The sequence below is a fragment of the Gordonia sp. NPDC127522 genome, from assembly GCF_042672305.1.
Lineage (GTDB): Bacteria > Actinomycetota > Actinomycetes > Mycobacteriales > Mycobacteriaceae > Gordonia > Gordonia hongkongensis.
Map to the genome: position 1 here is coordinate 1 of NZ_JBHXVK010000012.1, position 17,391 is coordinate 17,391.

Here is a 17,391-nt window from a genome sequence, read left to right on the forward strand (position 1 = left end):
CCACCGAGGCGACCACGTCGCGCATGGATTGCGTCCGGCGGTGCACGTCACGCTGCCGCTGATAGCTCGCGCCCTGGGCGATGATGCGCTCGACACCGGCCAGCTCGTCGACGCAATCGAGCTCGCGCGCAATCGGTTCGAGACGTTCGAGCAGAGCGGTGAGGTCCTCGGTCACGAGCTTCTCGGTGCAGTCGGAGTCCAGGATGACGATGGCGTCGAGTCCGTAGCGGGCCGCCCGCCATTTGTTCTCCTGGACGAGCCAGGGCGCCATCGTCGGCAGCTTCTCGCCCGCCGAGAACCGCCGGTCCAGGTCGACGACCAGACAGTGGATGAGCGCGACGATCGCCGACAGCTCGCCGAGATTGGTCATGCCGTCGCACACGCGGACCTCGATGGTCCCCAGATGCGGGGAAGGCCGGATGTCCCAGCGGATCTCGTTGAGATGGTCGATGATCCCGGTCGTCTTCTGATCTGCGACGAAAGCCTCGAACTGCTCCCAGGTCTCGAACTGGAACGGCAGCCCGGCCGTCGGGAGTTGCTGGAACATCATGGCGCGATTGCTCGCGTATCCGGTGTCCTGACCGGCCCACATCGGTGACGACGAGGACAGGGCGAGCAGGTGCGGATAGTAGTTCAGGAGCGCGTCGAGAACGGGTAACACCTTGTCGCGGTGGCTGATCCCGACGTGGACGTGCACGCCCCAGATCAGCATCTGCCGCCCCCACCACTGGGTGCGCTCGATCAACTCCGCGTATCGGTGACCCTCGGTGAGCAGTTGGGTCGAGTACTCCGCGAACGGATGCGTACCGGCGCCGTACAGATCGACGCCGAGGTCCTCGGTCAGCCCCCGCACCACGCCGAGCGTGCCCGTGAGGTCGGCGATCGCCTCGCCCGCGGTCCGGCAGATGCCGGTCACCAACTCGACGGTGTTGCGCAGCAGCTCCTTGTGGATTCTGCCCGCGAAGTCGGGATGGTGTTCGCCGACCGCGGCGAAGAGCGCCGCCGCCGAGTTCGACAGGTCGCCGGTTCCCTTGTCGGTCAGGGCGAACTCCCATTCGACCCCGAGGGTGGGGGTCGGTGACCCGTCGAACTCGATCGGTGTCATGTGCTGAGGTGGCGACGGACGGTGCCAGAACCCCTAGCTCTCCTCTTCGATGACACCGCACGCGATGCGTGCGCCGGCGTCGCCGGTCCGCAAGGTGTCGGGGTTCGGGCCGCCCGGGTACTTGTCGGCCGGGATGTTCCCGAAGTTGTCGGGCTTCTCGTGGATCATGATCGACTTGCCGATCAACTGCTGGATCGTCACGGCATCGGTCGTGGTGACCGTCCGGCCGGTGTGGTCCTCGAGGATGTTGATCGAGATCAGATCTCCGCTCGAGGGATGGTCGGTGTTGCCGTCCACCTGCAGATGTCCGCCCGCCGAGGTGAACGCCTGCGAGCCGCCGGCGCCAGCGTCACAGGTGCCGGTCTCGTGGATGTGCATGCCGTGGAACCCGGCCGGCAGGTCACCGGCGGTGACGCGCACGTTGATGGTGACCGGCTCGGCGGTCTCGGTGGCCGCAGTGATGGTGGCCTGGCCCACGACCTGGCCGGAGGTGTCCTTGATCTCGGCGACGGCGGTCTGACCGCTGGGCTCGCCGTCGACGTCGTCCTCGGCGCCCGGCGGGAGCGGCGCGTCGGAAACGACCGATGGGGTCGTGCCCGGGACGTCCGTGGGCTCCTGGTCGGGGCTGCACCCGGCCAGTGCCACGCCGATCAGTCCTGCGGAGAACAACGCGGCGAGAGCGCGGGGCGCGGCGAGTGTGGAACGTCCGGACATGTCACTCCTTGGTTGGCGGACAGTGGTTTTCGGTAATTCTCGGTTCAGCTGTTTCGTGGTTCAGAGGTTCGCGGCTCGGCCCGGGTCATGCGCCACTGACCGCGGTCACCACGACCACCGGGATGCCGCCGCGGCACCGGGTGAACGAGGCCGGCCGCTCCTCGACCGCGACCTGGCCGCCGAGTGCCTCGGCGACCTTGTCGGCCTGGGCCTTGTCCGTGTCGTCCTCGTGGAAGATCGTGTTCTCGCTGAACCCGCCCGCGGTGTAGTTGCCGGGCTCCGCCATCTGGTAGCCCCTGGCCTCCAGCAGATCGGTGACGTCCGAGGCGAGGCCCGCGACCTGGCCGGCGTTGATCACGCAGAGCCGCTTGTCGGTCGCCGCCGCACTCGTGGACGCCGGCGTCGACGTGGGCGACGAACTCACGGTCGTCGCGGCCTCGGTCGTCGGGGCGTCGTTCCCGGCGGTCGCCGCGGAATGCCAGCCGAGGCCGATGAAGACCACGGCGACTGCGAAGAGCATCATCGCCCCCGCACGCAGCGGCAGGCGATTGGGCTCACGATCTGCATTCATCACCGACGACCTTAACGCACCGCGCGAGGGCGACCGGGTTCAGCGTCTCAGGTGATCTCGAAGCCCAGACGGCGCGCCGCACGGGCCTTCTGACGGGTCGCGCGCAGGCGCCGGAGCCGCTTGACGAGCATCGGATCGGCCGCGAGCGCCTCCGGCCGGTCGACCAGCGCGTTGAGCACCTGGTAGTACCGGGTCGCCGACAAACCGAACAGCTCTTTGATCGCTTCTTCCTTGGCGCCGGCGTACTTCCACCACTGGCGCTCGAACGCGAGGATGTCGTGTTCGCGGCGGGTCAGACCGTCCGCACCGACCTCGTGCGGATCGACCGGCAGGCCTGCCGCCCCGGCCTCTGCGTCCTGGCCGGGGGTGGGTTGATCGCCCTGTTTCTGGCTACGCGCAGCTGCGCCGTCCATCTCACTCCCTCAGATACCAGTCGACGACCTCACACCACCGCTGACGTGCACCTATTCGCGATGCGACGCGGGCGCGGACGTCCCCTCACGGAGACGAATGACAGCGGTGTGGTTCGCAGCCAATCTAACCACGGCGGGCCGGTCCGATCGCGGTGTGACTCGCCACGGCGCGCATCACGACCATTCCGTCGGACGGCGGCCGCTGTTAGGCTGCCCTCACTCATCCCCGTCCGGGATGGGTCGAGGCGGGGGGACAGAGATGAGGACGGTCGGGATGACGACAACCGGATCCGGGGTGGCGAGGACCCGGCGAGCACTGATGGGCGCCATCGCGGCGCTGGCCTCCACGGCCGCCGTCGCGACCGCGGCACTCGCCGCGCCGGCTGACGCCGCGCCCGCCGAGGGCGTCGTGGTCATCGTGCCCGGCCAGCAACTCTATGCCGGCAACGCACAGAACGAGGAGACGTTCCGTCCGCTGGCCGAGTCGATCCGCGCCGACGGGAACACCGTGGTGTACGCACACGCCGGCGGACGCGAGGTGGCGTCCGACGCCCGGCTGATCCAGCGGACGATCGCACCTTTCGTCGGCACCGCGACGTCGATCGGGCTCGTCACCCACAGTGCGGGCGGGCTCGGTGCCCGCCACTACCTGAAGTTCCTCGGCGGGTCAGACGTCGTCGACGAGTACGTCGCGATCGGGACCGCCCAGTACGGCTCGCCCGGCGGTTGCGCGCAGCCGCGCGACGGCGGGTACGACACCTGCATGTACGCCGATGCGATCACCGAGCTCAACCGTGGTCCCGACGCCCCCGGCCCCACCCGGTACTCGGTGGTGCAGAGCGACGGCGAGTGGACCGACGGTCGCCTCGACGGAACCGCACAGTGCCGCGCATATTCCCCGGTCCCCCTGGCGAACACCGGCTACGACCACGTGATCGAGATGCGCGACCCGACGATCATCGCCAACGTGCGGACGTCGCTGCGCGGGTCGTGCGCCGGTGAGGTGGTGACCGAGCCGGTCGACAGCTTCGACTGGCAGTCGACGCTGTTCCCCGGCATTCCCGGCCCTGCCGGTGACGCCATCCGCGACGCCGTACCCGGCGTCGTTCCTGCGCCCTGAGCAGCGCTAAGGTGATCGCCATGGCGATTCTCCCGATCTGCATCGTGGGCGAGCCGGTCCTGCACCAGCCGACCACTCCGGTCCCCCTCGACGCGGACGGCCGTCCGTTCGATGAGGTCGTCGGCCTCATCGACGACATGTACGAGACCATGGACGCCGCCCACGGTGTGGGCCTGGCCGCCAATCAGGTGGGCGTCGGATCCCGCGTGTTCGTCTACGACTGCCCAGACGGAGACCGCTCGGCGGCCCGCCGCCGCGGCGAGGTCATCAACCCGGTCCTCGAGACCTCCGAGATCCCCGAGACCATGCCGGATCCCGACGACAACGACGAGGGATGCCTGTCAGTGCCGGGTGAGCAGTTCCCCACCGGCCGTGCCGACTGGGCCCGCGTCACCGGCACCGACCGCACCGGCGCCGAGGTCGTCATCGAGGGCGAGGGGTTCTTCGCCCGGATGCTCCAGCACGAGGTCGGCCACCTCGACGGGTTCCTCTACGTCGACGTGCTCGTGGGGCGCAACGCCCGAGCCGCGAAGAAGGCGATCAAACGCAACAAGTGGGGGGTACCCGGCCTGACGTGGACGCCCGGCGAGGTCGCCGACCCGTTCGGGCACGACGACTGATCTCGCTTCCGCGTGGAGGTCTCACTGTCGGGTGCCGTCCCGGGCGACCGCGTCGTCGTCCGCTATCTGCTGGGCGATGCGACCCCCGCCGATTGGCGGGGAGATCCCGCGTCCGCCCGGTCGGACGCGACGGGCGTCCTGCTCGACGACACCGACCCGCTGCGGATACGACGCGACGACGAGGAGTTGTCGATCCCGTTCGCGGCGATCACCTCGGTCCGTCTGTTGTCCGCGAAACCGGTGCGCAACAGCGAGATCCGCGCGCTCGAGCACGCCGCCGCCCTCGCCTGGCCCGGTGTCGAGACGGAGTGGGTCGACGGCTGGCTCCTGCGGGCCGGTCACGGCTTCAGCAGGCGCGCGAACTCGGCTGTGCCCCTTGAACGCCACGCGCGTCCCGACGCCGCCACCCTGCGACATATCGGTGAGTGGTACGCCGATCGCGGACTCCCTCCGCTCCTCGCCTCCCCGGATCGCCTCATCCCGTCGGGCTCCGTTCCCGGAGACCCCGGGGTCGAGGTACAGATGCTGACCGCCGACCTGCCGGGGCTCCGCGCGCGCACCGGCGAGATGCACAGTCGGACAGTACGACTCGATCCGCAACCGGACGCCCGCTGGTTGAGCGCATACGCCGGTGGGCGCGCGTCGGGCGGACTCGACTCCGTGGCCGGCGTCGTGACCGCCGGGGACGGCCCGATGACCTTCGCGACCATCGACGACGCAGCAGCGATCGGACGGGGTTCGGTGACCGAGTCGCCGGACGGACACCGGTGGCTGGGGTTGACCGCGCTGTGGACCGACCCGGGCCGGCGCGGGGGCGGGCTCTCCTCCGCGGTGGTCGCGGCGCTGACCGCGTGGGGAGTCGAGCAGGGCGCCGACTCGGTCTATCTGCAGGTCGAGTCCACCAACCGGGTGGCCGGATCGTGGTATCGCCGCCTGGGTTTCGGGCTGCATCACACCTATCGCTATGTGACACCGCACGTGCCGGCCGCGTCGGAGGGCATCCGATGAGGATCGCCACCTGGAACGTCAACTCGATCCGCGCCCGGTCCGAGTCCGTCGTCGCCTGGGCGGAGACCGCCGGCGTCGACGTGCTCGCGATGCAGGAGACCAAGTGTCACGACGACGCATTCCCGCTGATGAGTTTCCTCGCCGCCGGTTACGACGTCGCGCACGTCGGGCAAGGCGCCTACAACGGTGTCGCGATCGCCTCACGGGTCGGGCTCGACGAGGTCGAGATCTCCTTCGACGGCGTGCCGACGCACCCGGTCGACGGCCAGCCGATCCGGGAGGCGCGGTCGATCTCCGCGCGCTGCAACGGTGTTCGCGTCTGGAGTCTCTATGTACCGAACGGCAGGACACCCGACGACCCGCACTACACCTACAAGCTCGCCTGGCTCGACGCGCTGCGTAATCACATCACCCTGCGGCTGGCCCACGACCCCGCCGCGGACATGATGCTCGCCGGCGACTGGAACGTCGCCCAGACCGACGACGACGTGTGGGATCGCGGGTACTTCGAGGGACGCACACACGTGACCCCACCCGAACGCGCCGCAGTGCAGGGGTTTCTGGAGGCCGGCCTCGTCGACTCGGCCCTTCCGTACGCCCCGGGGTACACGTTCTGGGACTACACCCAGCTGCGGTTCCCCCGGAACGAGGGCATGCGCATCGACTACGCGTTCTGCTCACCCGCTCTCGACACCCGCATCATGGGCGCCGTCGTCGATCGCGCCGCGCGAAAAGCGAAGGGCGCCAGCGATCACGCCCCGGTCGTCTTCGACGTCGCCGACTGATCCCGGCTGCGCAACACAACTACTCCCTCAGGTGCGAACCTCCCCATGCTCCCTGAGGTGCCAGGAGCGATAGCCGCCGGGCCGAGCAAGCGACGAAGGAACGCGTCGAGGTCGACGAGCCTCCCCTGCCCCCTGAGCTGAGGTGCGAGGAGCGTAAGCGACGAGCCTCGAAGGGCGCGGCGAGATGCGTAGCGAGACCCTTCGAGGCTCGCTTCGCTCGCACCTCAGGAGCTGCGGCCTCGCGGCCGTCGTGGACAACGAAAGAACCGTTCGGTGCGGGCCCTTTTATTGCTCCCCGAGGAGCGAGCTTGCGAGCGTCACGAAGGGTCTTGGCGAGTCGGGTTGCGAAGACCCTTCGTGACGCGCCCTCGCCAAGCTCCGGGCGCTTCTCAGGGAGCGGGGGTAGGTCGTTCTTTCGAATTCGGGAGCAAGGGCGCCGTCAGGCGAACGACTTCCCGACGATCCAGTAGGCCTGCGACTTCACCGACTTCTTGGGAATCCCGTAATCGTCCCTGAACAACCCGGCGACCGTGCGGGTGCACGTGGAATCGAGTGCGACCCAACCGAAGTGGTCGGCGGCGTCGAAGGCGGCGGATCGGACCGCGTCGACGAGAGCCGCGCCGTCGCGCTCACGCGGGAGCCAGTGCACCGTGTCCTGTGCGCGGGCGCGCAGCGGCAGCGATCTGTCGCTCTCGTGCTGGTACTCGAACCAGATCGTCGCACCCGCCCCGGAGTCGCCGAGCGAGTCCAGCAGCGAGTTGATCGCCGGCAGCGAGGCGGTGTCGCCGGCGATGAGCCATCCCGCCGGCGCGGGGTCGGGGATCGCGAACTTCGAGCCCATCAGGGTCGCGCCGATGGCGTCGCCCACATGTGCGTCCTGAGCCCATCGGGCGGCGGTGCCGTCGTGGATCGCGAACTCGATGTCGAAGGTGTCCGTCGCCGGGTCGGGATCGACAAGCGTGTAACCGCGCTGATGCAGCTTGCCACCGTCGGCGAACCAGAGGCGCACCCACATGGTCGGGTGGATCGCGGAACCGGTGAGGAGCCCGCCACCGTGGAAACGCAGTCGCAGATAGTGATCCGTCACCGCCTCTTTGCCGGTGAGGGTGAAGGTGAAGTCGTCACCGCCGAGGATCTTCATGACGGCGCCCTGCCAGCCGCGCCCCTTCGTGGATACCTCGCTCATGTCTGAACCTCTCTACAGTGCCTCCCCGGCCCGGGTCCGGGCCGGGGAGACACTGTCATTCTCGTGACCGTCGGCATGACACGACGCACCACGGAAAATCGGACCTACTGGAAGGTGCCGTGCTCGACCATCTGACGGGTCTCCAGGCGACGGATCTTGCCGGATGTGGTGCGCGGCACCGAGTCCGGCGCGACGAAGATGACCTCGGCGGGCATGATCCCGCACGCCGACGCGACCTCGGAGTTGACCTCCGCACGCGCCTGGTCGGGATCGGACCCCTTGTACTCGGCGAGAATCACCAGGCCCGGCCGGGCCGAACCCTCCCCCCGCGCCATGGCGACGACGCCGCCGCGACGCACGCCGGCGACTTCGGCGGCCGCGCGCTCGATCTCGATCGGGAACAGGTTGCGGCCCGCGACGATGATGACCTCCTTGGCCCGGCCGCAGATCACCAGCCGATCGTCGATCAGGTAACCGAGGTCGCCGGTCGAGAACCATTCGCCCGCACCGAGATCGGCATCGCCCAGGTAGCCGCGCATCATCGACGCGCCGCGGATCTCCACGTGCCCGACGTTGCGCCCGTCGATGACCGGGACGTCGACATTCGGCTCGACGATGCGAACCTGCATGCCGCCCAGCGGTTTACCGAGGATCGCGTACCGGCGGCGAATGGGCTCGCCACCGCCGGGCGGGGTGACGGTGACCTCGTCGTAGTGCACCCCCTCGCCGACCGCGGGCATCGTCACCGCGCAGGCGGATTCGGCCATACCGTAGGCGGGTGCCGCGGCGGAACGATCGAAGCCGAACGGCGCGGTCGCCTCGAGGAACTTGTCGAAGGCGTCGGCGTCGATCGGCTCACCGCCGCTGATCGCGACGCGCAGGTGTGAGAGGTCGATGTCGCGCAGCAGTTTGCCGTAGCGGCCGAGGATGTCGTAGGCGAAGTTCGGCGCCGCGGTGACGGTCGTCTTGGTCTCGGTGAGCCACTGCATCCACTTGAAGGGCGCCGCCGCGAAGGCGGTGTTCGGCACGATGTAGGCGGGGATGCCGGTGGTCATCCCGGCGAGCAGGAACATCAGACCCATGTCGTGGTAGAGCGGCAGCCAGCTGAACCCGGTGTCGCGGGTGCGGTGGAGGCCGAGCCGGCTGACCAGTTCGATGGCATTCGAGTAGACGGCCGAGGCCGTCAGGGCGACGGTCTTGGGGTCTCCGGTCGAACCGGCCGTTCCCTGGAGGACGGCGATGGTGTTGCCGTTGACGTTGCGGGCGACGAAGTCGGTGGTGTCGGCGCCGAGGCCGTACTCGCCCACTCGCGCGATGTGCAGCCGTCCCTCGACCTTCGACAGCAGGTCGAGCTGGGCTCCGCTGCCGAGGACGGTGCCGACGCCGATCGACACGTACCGGTGGTAGGTGTTCTGCGCCCATCGCTCCTCGTCGGCCCCCCGGATGGGGCCCGGCAGGATGGTGACCGGAACACCGGCGAGCCATGCGCCCTGGATGGCGGCGATCAGGTCGACCGTGGGGTCCCCGATGAGGCCGAGCGCCTGCGGCTCGTGCAGTTCGCTGTCGGCCAGCAATTGGACCGCGATCTGCTCCGCGCGGGCATGGACCTCGCGCCACGGTGCCGTCACCCATTCGCTGGTCTCGGAGTCCAGGACGGACAGACTCGTATCCCCCGCCAGCATCGCCTCACGAACGGTGGCCGCCAACGCATTGGTCGAGCCCGCTTCCTCCAGGATCACGCTGTTCTGCGACATTCTCGTTTCCCGTTCTCGCCAGCACCTGGCGTCGGTCTTCTGATCGTCTTCCGGTCGTGTGAGCGACCGAGTGGTCATACCGAGGGTCGTCCCCGACCGCTGGTCTCGGCGAACACAACTGCTCGCATCATTTGGGTAGGGTAGCCTAATCTTTCTCGGACACAAGACCCCGAGTCGATCATCGCGACTACGTGATCCGCGTCATCCGATGAGACGAATTCGCGAAACTTAGGCTAACCTAATTCGCGTCGGCTCTCGGGGCTCTCGCCGGCATTGCCCAAAGATTGGGCGGAGCGGTTAGTTAGTATAACCTACCCTAAATGCGGGTTCCCCGGACTGAGTAAACATGTCACCGAACTGCGAGAGGCACGCCGGCTGATGGCCACGAATTCCCAGACCACGGATCTTGTCACCGCGGCCGACATCGTCGCCGAGGTGTCCGAGGCCCTCGGCCTGACGCCCGAGTCGATCGACCCGGAGCAGGACCTCATCGCACAGGGACTCGACTCGCTGCGGATGATGCGACTGGCCGGCACCTGGCGCAAACGTGGCCTCGACGTCGACTTCGCCCGCCTCGCCGCACAACCCACGGTCACGGCCTGGGCGGCACTTCTGCGCTCCTCGGCCGGTCTGCCGAGCGACGCGAACCCGGCTGGTGCCGGCGCGGCCGCCGCCGCGACCTCGGACATCCGCGACGAGGTGGCCACGGCGCTCGGCGTGACCCCCGAGTCGATCGACCCGGAGCAGGACCTCATCGCACAGGGACTCGACTCATTGCGGATGATGCGACTGGCCGGCACCTGGCGCAAACGCGGCCTCGACGTCGACTTCGCCCGCCTCGCCGCACAACCGACCGTCACCGCGTGGGCGGCGTTGCTGGGTGGCACGCCCGCGCCGAACTCCCATGACCTCGCACCTTCGTCATCGGAACCGACCGACAGACCGTTCCCCCTCGCTCCGATGCAGCACGCCTACTGGATCGGTAGGTCGGACAGCCACGCGTTCGGCAATGTCGCCGCTCACCTCTACATCGAGTTCGACGGTTCCGACGTCGATCCCGACCGCTTCACCTCGGCGGTGGCGGCGCTGCTGGAACGCCACCCGATGCTGCGCGTCCGAGTGCTTCCCGACGGTACCCAGGAGATCGGCCCGGCACACCCCGAAGCCATTGCGGTGCACGACCTTCGGGAACATTCGTCGGAGACGGTCGAGCAGGTCCTGGCGGCCCGCCGCGCGGACGGCACCCACCGCGCACTGCCGGTCGACGAGGGAGCGGTGATCCGTGCCGAACTGAGTCTGCTGCCGGGAAACTCGACCCGTGTCCATCTCGACGTCGACATGATCGCCGCCGACGCGATGAGCTACCGCGTCCTCGTCGACGACTTCGCTCGCCTGTACCGCGGCGAGTCCCTGCCGGAACTCGGCGTCACCTTCGCGACGATCACCGCGGATCGCGCGTCGCGGGAGATCCGCGCCGACGACGTGACCTGGTGGCGCGAACGGATTCCCACACTCCCCGGCCCGCCGGAACTCCCGCTCGACGAACGTGCGATGCGCGGCGATGTCGAACCGCACAGCGTCCGCCTCCACCATTCGGTGTCCGCGTCGGACTGGAAGCGACTCGAGGAGCACGCGCACCGGCGCGGCGTCACCCCCGCGGCCGCGGTGGCCGCAGTCTTCGCAGAGGCCGTCGGAACGCAGTCGGCCACATCGCGTTTCCTGCTCACGGTGCCGTTGTTCGATCGTCCACAGGTCCATCCTGACGTCGAACAGGTGGTGGGCGACTTCACGTCGTCGATCCTCGTGGGCGTCGACCTGAGCGAGCCGGCGACGCTCGCCGAACGAGCGCGATCGATGCGGGCATCGATGCACGAGGCCGCCGCGCACGGTTCGATGAACGGACTGGACGTGCTTCGCGAACTGAGTCGCCACCGCGGCGAACCGGTGGTCTCGCCGATCGTGTTCACCAGCGCGCTCGGACTGGGAGACCTGTTCTCGCAACAGGCAACCGACGTGCTGGGCGATCCGTCGTGGATCGTCTCGCAAGGCCCGCAGGTACTGCTCGACGCACAGGTGACCGAGGTGGCCGGCGGACTGCTCCTCAACTGGGACGTCCGTGCCTCCGACCTCGAACTCACCACCGCACGTTCGATGTTCGACCACTATGTCCGTCTGCTCGGGCTCCTCGTCGACGGTGAATGGGATGTGCCCGCGCCGCACCCGATCACGGATGAGGTTCGAGCACAGCGCCTTTCGGTGGAGAGTCCACTACCGGCCACCGACACCTTCGACGGCACCCTGCACGGAACCTTCTTCGCCCGCGCCGCCGAGCGTGCCGGGACACCGGCAGTCGTGTCCGACGCACGCATCTGGACCCACGCCGAGTTGGCCGACGAGGCCCGCCGAGTCGCCGGAGCCCTGGTCGCAGCCGGGGTCACACCGGGTGACACGGTCGTCGTGCACCTCCCCAAGGGCGGCGACCAGGTCGTCGCCGCCCTCGGAGTGCTCGCCGCCGGCGCGGCCTACGTCCCGATCGCCCCCACCCAGCCCCGAGCGCGCCGCGAGCGCATCGTCGACGTCGCCACCCCGGCCGCGATCCTGACCTCCGAAGCGGCCGCCTGGACCTCTGCCGAAGCCACCGTGCTCGAGGTGGACGACGCCCGACGCACCGATCCGGTCGACCCGGTCGCGATCGGCGGCGACGCCCTCGCCTACGTCCTGTTCACCTCGGGCTCCACCGGATTGCCCAAGGGCGTACAGGTTCCGCACCGGGCCGCGGTCGCCACGATCACCGACCTCGTCGACCGGTATGCGATCGGAGCCGACGATCGCAGCCTGCAGGTGTCCTCGCTGGAGTTCGACCTCTCGGTCTTCGACATCTTCGGCCTCCTCGCCGTCGGCGGCGCCGTCGTCGTGCCCGGCGACGACGAGCAGACCAAGGTCGACGACTGGGCGCGGCTGCTCACCCAGCACTCGGTGAGCGTGCTCAACTGCGTGCCGTCGATCCTCGGCATGCTCCTCGATCTCGCCCCCCTGCCCGCGTCGCTACGGATGATCATCATGGGCGGCGACAAGGTCGACGTGTCGCTGCTCGAGCGTGTCGGGGCACAGTTGCCGGATTGTCGCGTGGCCGGCCTCGGCGGGACCACCGAGACGGCGATCCATTCCACCATCTGCGAAGCGGATGCCGTCCCGGCCGGAATGGCGTTCGTGCCGTACGGGATTCCGCTCCGCGGTGTGCGCTGCCGGGTCGTCGACGACGCCGGTCGCGACCGTCCCGACCTCGTGCCGGGTGAACTGTGGATCGGCGGAGCCGGCGTCGCCGACGGTTACCGCGGCGACCCCGAGCGCACCGCCGATCGTTTCGTCGAGCACGAGGGACAGCGTTGGTACCGCACCGGCGATCTCGCGCGTTACCTCCCGGGTGGCTTCCTCGACTTCCTGGGCCGCGCCGACCACATGGTGAAGATCCGCGGGTACCGCGTCGAACTCGGCGAGGTCGAGGCCGGGTTGCTGGGTCTGGCCGGGGTGGGCTCGGCCGTCGCCTGGTCCGACGGTCGCGACCTGCGTGCCGCGGTGGTACTCACCGACGGATCGACCGAGGACGACGCCGCCCTGCGCGCCCGATTGTCGGAAGCCCTTCCACCGCACATGGTCCCGCGGTCCATCACGGTCCTGGACCGGTTCCCGCTGACGCCGAACGGCAAGCATGACCGCAAGGCCATCGCCGCCGGCGTCCGGTCCGACGACGACGCCGTCGAGGCGGTCGCGCCGCGCGGCCCGGTCGAAGAGGCCCTCACCCTGATCTTCGGCGAGGTCCTGCCGACCCCGCCCGGGAACGTCACCGAGGACTTCATCTCCCTCGGCGGCGATTCCGTCCAGGCCACCCGGGTGGTCGCACTGACGCGCCAGTGGCTCGACGCACCCGGCCTCTCGGTCGCCGACATCTTCTCCCGGCGGACGATCGCGGGGCTCGCCGGACGGCTCACCGAACTCGGCGGGGAACGCGCTGAGTTCGTGGCACAGACCTTCCTCGACGTCCTGCAACTCACCGACGAACAGGTGGAGGCCGAGATCGCGCGCGGCTGACCGCATCCGGCACCTTCTCCGGCACACCAACCGACCACCTCCAGAGCAAAGGCATCATGACCATTTCCTCCGCCCCGACCTACGACCTGACCTCGGTCGACCTCGACGACGTATCGCACGCCGCGACGGTCCACGGATGGCTCACCCATCCCAAGGCCAAGTACTGGGACATGCTCGACAGCTCGGTTGCCGACGTGGAGAAAATGATTCGCGAGTCGGCCGAGGCCACCGCCGGCACGCCCCACGGAATGCGCCTGGGCTACCACGACGGGCGCCCGCAGTTCCTGTTCGAGCTCTACGACCCGGCCACCAGCGAACTCGCCGACCCCGCCAGCGGTTACGTACCCGCCGACGGCGACATCGGCATGCACCTGCTGGTCGCCCACGCCGAACAGTCCCTGCCGGGCTTCACCGGCGCGGTGATGCTGCACATCATGCGGACCGCGATCCTGGAGGTCGGCGCCGCGCGCGTCGTCGTCGAGCCCGACGTCCGCAACAAGGCCGTGCACCGCCTCAACGCGAGTGTCGGCTTCCGCGTCGACGGCGACTACCCCGTCGGGAACAAGACCGCGCACCTGAGCTACTGCACCCGAGCCGACTTCCTCGAGGTGACCGACAACGGCAAGTGCGTCGGACCCGTCGAGGTCACGGACCTGGGGGCGTAGATCGTTGACTCTCCAGGACATCGGGACCACTCCGGGATTCGCGACGCGCACGGCCGGGGGGTCGGGTGCGCGAAGCCATCGCCAGACGTATCACACCAGGATCGCGAAGAAGATCCTCGCCGAGTTCTCCCACGAGCGGGCACTCGCCCCGGTGGCGAGTGGCGACGGGTACGTCGTCTCCTCCGCCGACGGCCGCACCGACTATTACTTCCGCGCCGACCGACTCGCCCTGGACAGCTGGGCGATCGACGAGTCGACGCTGCGTCGTGTGCGCGACGGCGCCGAACTCCCAGTCGACGCGGTGGCGATGATCGTCGACCTCGCCCCGTTCCTGGGGATCGGTCCCCAGGCGCTGCCGGAGTACCTCGAGGAGTTCATCAACACCCTGGCGATCAGCGCCGACCGTCCGGACGAACGACGCATCCCGGCAACGGATCTCGCTCACGCCGACTTCCAGACCATCGAGGCGACGATGACGGAGGGGCACCCGTGCATCGTCGCCAACGCCGGCCGTCTTGGTTTCAGCGCGGACGACATCGAGCGCTACGCCCCCGAGGTGGGCAACCACTTCAGGCTCGTCTGGCTCGCCGTCCGTCGCGAGGACTGTGACGTCGCCACGGTCAGCGACGTCGACTACGGCGCGCTGCTCCTCGACGAGCTCGGACCCGAGACGCTGTCCGACTTCGGGGACGCCCTGCGCGAAGTCGGTTGTGACCCGGCCGATTACCGGTACCTCCCGGTGCATCCCTGGCAGTGGGTCGAGAAAGTACGCAAGCTCTACTCCGCCGACATCGCCGACCAGCGCATCGTCGAGGTCGGCACGAGCCCCGACCTCTATCAGGCACAGCAGTCGATCCGCACGGTGTTCAACGCGACCACCCCGACCCGCAACTACGTCAAGGTCGCACTGTCGATCGTGAACATGGGTTTCACACGCGGGATGTCGGCCGACTACATGCGGACGACGCCGCTGATCAACAACTGGGTCCGTGGACTCGTCGCCGACGACCAGTACCTCGCCGCGATCGGCTTCGAGATGATCTTCGAGGTCGCGGCGATCGGTTACCGCAGTCCGACGTTCACGCCGATCACGCAGCCGGGGTCGGAGTACCGCAAGATCCTGTCCGCGCTGTGGCGACAGAGCCCGGTGCCGCTGGCAGCCGCCGACGAGCAACTGTCGACCATGGCCGCGCTACTCCATGTCGATCATCTGGGTGAGCCACTGGTCGGCGCGTTCATCGACCGTTCGGGTGTTCCCGCGACCGAGTGGATCCGTCGCTACCTGCGCACCTATCTGCACCCCATCGCCTACCTGCTCTACCGATACGAGCTGAAGTTCTCACCGCACGGGGAGAACCTCATCCTGGTTCTCGCCGAGGGCATCCCGGTGCGAGCGATCCTCAAGGACATCGGCGAGGAGGTATCGGTGTTCGGCGAGGCGGACGGACTCCCGGAGAGTTGCGCCCGCGTCCGGACCACCGAACCGGACGAGATCCGCAACCTGGGTGTGCTGTCGGACGTCTTCGACGACTTCCTGCGTCCACTCGCCGAGATCCTGCACACGCACGGCATCGTCGGCGACGACGAGTTCTGGTCGCTGGTGGCCGAGAGCCTGCGTGAGTTCGTCGCCGCCCACCCCGATCTGGAAGACAGGTTCGCTCGCTGGGATCTGTTCGCACCGGAGTTCGGGGCGGTGCACATGAACGGGCTGCAACTGCGCAACAACAAGCGCATGGTCGACATCGAGGACTCCTACGCATCGCTGATCGACGCGGGTCACCGGCTCGTCAATCCGATTGCGCCGCCGAGGGACCGGTGACGGAGATGACCACCACCCGCACCCACGCACCCGACGACGTGGAGATCCTGCGTGATGACCACGGCATCCCGCACGTCCTCGCCACGACGCCGCGCGGAGCTCTGTACGGACAGGGCCGGGCATGCGGCGAGGACCGGCGCTGGCAGATCGAGTTCATGCGGCTGCGCGCCGAGGGACGCACCGCCGAGGTCTTCGGGGCCGGCTGCGTCGAATGGGACACCTTCGCCCGCCGCGCCCAGCTCGACGTGGCGGCGAAACGCATCTTCGACGCATCGTCCACCCGCACCCGGGAACTGGTCACCGCCTACGCCGACGGCGTGAACAGCACCCTCGGCGACCTCGAGACGTCGGCTGCCGCACCGGAACTCGAGGCGTTGGCGCATCGTCCGCTGCCGTGGCGGCCGTGGACGCCGATCTCGGTGTTCATCATGCATCACGTGCTCTTCGGGCGGTTCACCACGAAACTCTTCCGCCTGCATGCCTGCCGCACGCTCGGTCTGGATGCGCTGCGGTTCTGGGACTTCGAGACGCGGGAGACCGACCCCACGGTGCCCGCGATGCCCGATGAGGCGTTCCTGGAGGAGATCCTCGCGATCACCCGCCCGGCGTCGCCCGAGCAACCCGCCCCGGCGGTGGACCTCGGCGATCCCATGTCGGGCAGCAACGCCTGGGGTGTGTCCGCCGAGCGGAGCTCGACCGGTGCGCCCATCGTCGCCGGCGACCCGCATCGATTCCTCGAACTGCCGGGCATCTATCAGCAGTTCCACCTCGCCTCGACAGGTTCGCACGGTGCATTCGACATGGCCGGGTTCGCCTTTGCCGGCGTCCCGGGGGTCCCGCACTTCTGTCAGGGCGACGACATCGCCTGGGGCATCACGAATGCGATGGGTGACTATCAGGATCTGTACCTCGAGCGATTGACGCGCGACGAGGCCGGCACGCTCCTGGTCGAGGTACCGGGCGGCGGGCGGGTGCCGGCCGGGGTGAGCACCGAGACGATCCTCGTCCGGGATGCCGAACCCGTTGCCGTGCAGGTCGTCACCACCCCGAACGGTGCCGTCGTCTTCGGCGGTCCCGACGAGTCGTTCGCGATGAGCATCCGGTCCCCGCTGCTCACCGAAGAGGTCACCTTCGACGCGCCGATCGACTTGCTCTTCGTGCGCACCGTCGCCGAGGTCGAAGCAGCCCTGACGAAGTGGGTCGAGCCGGTCAACCGCGCGGTCATCGCCCACGCCGACGGCACCGTCGCCACCCACGTGGCCGGCCGGGTCCCGGTCCGCGCGCCCGAGAACTACTGGTTGCCGGTCCCAGGCTGGGACGAGCGCTACCAGTGGCGCGGATACGAGGCGGGTTCGCTCGGTGACCCCGGCTTCGACGCGACCCTCCGCTCCCTGAGGAGCCCGGACCTTGCGGAGGCCACCCCCCGCTCCCTGACGAGCCCGGACCTTGCGGAGGCCACCCCCCGCTCCCTGACGAGCCCGGACCTTGCGGAGGCCACCCCCCGCTCCCTGACGAGCCCGGACCTTGCGGAGGCCACCCCCC

The 17,391-nt window shown here is 68.8% G+C and carries 14 protein-coding genes; 8 read left to right on the forward strand and 6 right to left on the reverse strand.

Features of this window, described 5'->3' with window-relative positions:
• The 4 genes from ACFVHY_RS17315 to ACFVHY_RS17330 all read right to left on the reverse strand — a co-directional run.
• Positions 1-1,105, reverse strand: a 1,105-nt coding sequence (locus ACFVHY_RS17315) for a glutamate--cysteine ligase (protein WP_390274066.1), incomplete at its 3' end; no start/stop codon positions are given.
• Positions 1,106-1,138: 33 nt separating this feature from the next.
• Positions 1,139-1,819: a superoxide dismutase family protein gene (locus ACFVHY_RS17320; protein ID WP_390274068.1), complete on the reverse strand. Its 681-nt coding sequence runs from the start codon at positions 1,817-1,819 to the stop codon at positions 1,139-1,141.
• 85 nt (positions 1,820-1,904) lie between these two features.
• Positions 1,905-2,390, reverse strand: coding sequence for a LytR C-terminal domain-containing protein (locus ACFVHY_RS17325; protein ID WP_390274071.1), 486 nt, complete (start codon positions 2,388-2,390; stop codon positions 1,905-1,907).
• 47 nt (positions 2,391-2,437) lie between these two features.
• Positions 2,438-2,803 carry a DUF3263 domain-containing protein gene (locus ACFVHY_RS17330; RefSeq protein WP_390274074.1) on the reverse strand — a complete coding sequence of 122 codons (366 nt, stop codon included), beginning with the start codon at positions 2,801-2,803 and terminating at the stop codon, positions 2,438-2,440.
• A gap of 274 nt (positions 2,804-3,077) precedes the next feature.
• On the opposite strand from ACFVHY_RS17330, the gene ACFVHY_RS17335 reads away from it, so the two are divergent.
• The 4 genes from ACFVHY_RS17335 to ACFVHY_RS17350 are packed head-to-tail and all read left to right on the forward strand — an operon-like array spanning position 3,078 to position 6,336.
• Complete coding sequence (locus tag ACFVHY_RS17335; RefSeq protein WP_390274077.1) at positions 3,078-3,923, forward strand: esterase/lipase family protein; 846 nt, start codon at positions 3,078-3,080, stop codon at positions 3,921-3,923.
• Positions 3,924-3,943: 20 nt separating this feature from the next.
• The gene (locus ACFVHY_RS17340) at positions 3,944-4,543 is read left to right on the forward strand and encodes a peptide deformylase (RefSeq protein WP_390274079.1); all 600 of its coding nucleotides are present in this window, start codon (positions 3,944-3,946) and stop codon (positions 4,541-4,543) included.
• A 12-nt stretch (positions 4,544-4,555) separates the two neighbouring features.
• Positions 4,556-5,551 carry a GNAT family N-acetyltransferase gene (locus tag ACFVHY_RS17345; RefSeq protein ID WP_390274081.1) on the forward strand — a complete coding sequence of 332 codons (996 nt, stop codon included), beginning with the start codon at positions 4,556-4,558 and terminating at the stop codon, positions 5,549-5,551.
• Entirely contained in the window at positions 5,548-6,336 is a 789-nt protein-coding gene (locus tag ACFVHY_RS17350; protein ID WP_390274083.1) for an exodeoxyribonuclease III, read from the forward strand. The genes ACFVHY_RS17345 and ACFVHY_RS17350 overlap by 4 nt, the downstream gene beginning before the upstream one ends.
• A 439-nt stretch (positions 6,337-6,775) precedes the next feature.
• Here the strand turns inward: ACFVHY_RS17350 and ACFVHY_RS17355 are convergent, their stop codons facing one another.
• Entirely contained in the window at positions 6,776-7,522 is a 747-nt protein-coding gene (locus ACFVHY_RS17355; RefSeq protein ID WP_390274085.1) for a siderophore-interacting protein, read from the reverse strand.
• 104 nt (positions 7,523-7,626) lie between these two features.
• Complete coding sequence (gene mbtM, locus ACFVHY_RS17360; protein WP_390274088.1) at positions 7,627-9,276, reverse strand: long-chain-fatty acid--ACP ligase MbtM; 1,650 nt, start codon at positions 9,274-9,276, stop codon at positions 7,627-7,629.
• Between the two features lie 378 nt (positions 9,277-9,654).
• On the opposite strand from mbtM, the gene ACFVHY_RS17365 reads away from it, so the two are divergent.
• The 4 genes from ACFVHY_RS17365 to ACFVHY_RS17380 all read left to right on the forward strand — a co-directional run.
• Positions 9,655-13,365 (forward strand): amino acid adenylation domain-containing protein, encoded by a 3,711-nt coding sequence (locus tag ACFVHY_RS17365; protein ID WP_390274090.1) that lies wholly within the window; start codon positions 9,655-9,657, stop codon positions 13,363-13,365.
• A gap of 56 nt (positions 13,366-13,421) precedes the next feature.
• Positions 13,422-14,030 carry a GNAT family N-acetyltransferase gene (locus tag ACFVHY_RS17370; protein WP_226512348.1) on the forward strand — a complete coding sequence of 203 codons (609 nt, stop codon included), beginning with the start codon at positions 13,422-13,424 and terminating at the stop codon, positions 14,028-14,030.
• Positions 14,031-14,034: 4 nt separating this feature from the next.
• Positions 14,035-15,849 carry an IucA/IucC family siderophore biosynthesis protein gene (locus ACFVHY_RS17375; protein WP_226512347.1) on the forward strand — a complete coding sequence of 605 codons (1,815 nt, stop codon included), beginning with the start codon at positions 14,035-14,037 and terminating at the stop codon, positions 15,847-15,849.
• A gap of 5 nt (positions 15,850-15,854) precedes the next feature.
• The coding region (locus tag ACFVHY_RS17380; RefSeq protein WP_390274094.1) for a penicillin acylase family protein at positions 15,855-17,391 on the forward strand (1,537 nt) is incomplete at its 3' end.

What these genes read in the sequence shown, in the direction of transcription:
- ACFVHY_RS17370 (WP_226512348.1), top strand. Translation starts at nt 13,422, where the DNA reads ATGACCATTTCCTCCGCCCCGACCTACGACCTGACCTCGGTCGACCTC.
- mbtM (WP_390274088.1), bottom strand. Translation starts at nt 9,276, where the DNA reads ATGTCGCAGAACAGCGTGATCCTGGAGGAAGCGGGCTCGACCAATGCG.
- ACFVHY_RS17365 (WP_390274090.1), top strand. Translation starts at nt 9,655, where the DNA reads ATGGCCACGAATTCCCAGACCACGGATCTTGTCACCGCGGCCGACATC.
- ACFVHY_RS17335 (WP_390274077.1), top strand. Translation starts at nt 3,078, where the DNA reads ATGACGACAACCGGATCCGGGGTGGCGAGGACCCGGCGAGCACTGATG.
- ACFVHY_RS17330 (WP_390274074.1), bottom strand. Translation starts at nt 2,803, where the DNA reads ATGGACGGCGCAGCTGCGCGTAGCCAGAAACAGGGCGATCAACCCACC.
- ACFVHY_RS17320 (WP_390274068.1), bottom strand. Translation starts at nt 1,819, where the DNA reads ATGTCCGGACGTTCCACACTCGCCGCGCCCCGCGCTCTCGCCGCGTTG.
- ACFVHY_RS17325 (WP_390274071.1), bottom strand. Translation starts at nt 2,390, where the DNA reads ATGAATGCAGATCGTGAGCCCAATCGCCTGCCGCTGCGTGCGGGGGCG.
- ACFVHY_RS17350 (WP_390274083.1), top strand. Translation starts at nt 5,548, where the DNA reads ATGAGGATCGCCACCTGGAACGTCAACTCGATCCGCGCCCGGTCCGAG.
- ACFVHY_RS17340 (WP_390274079.1), top strand. Translation starts at nt 3,944, where the DNA reads ATGGCGATTCTCCCGATCTGCATCGTGGGCGAGCCGGTCCTGCACCAG.
- ACFVHY_RS17355 (WP_390274085.1), bottom strand. Translation starts at nt 7,522, where the DNA reads ATGAGCGAGGTATCCACGAAGGGGCGCGGCTGGCAGGGCGCCGTCATG.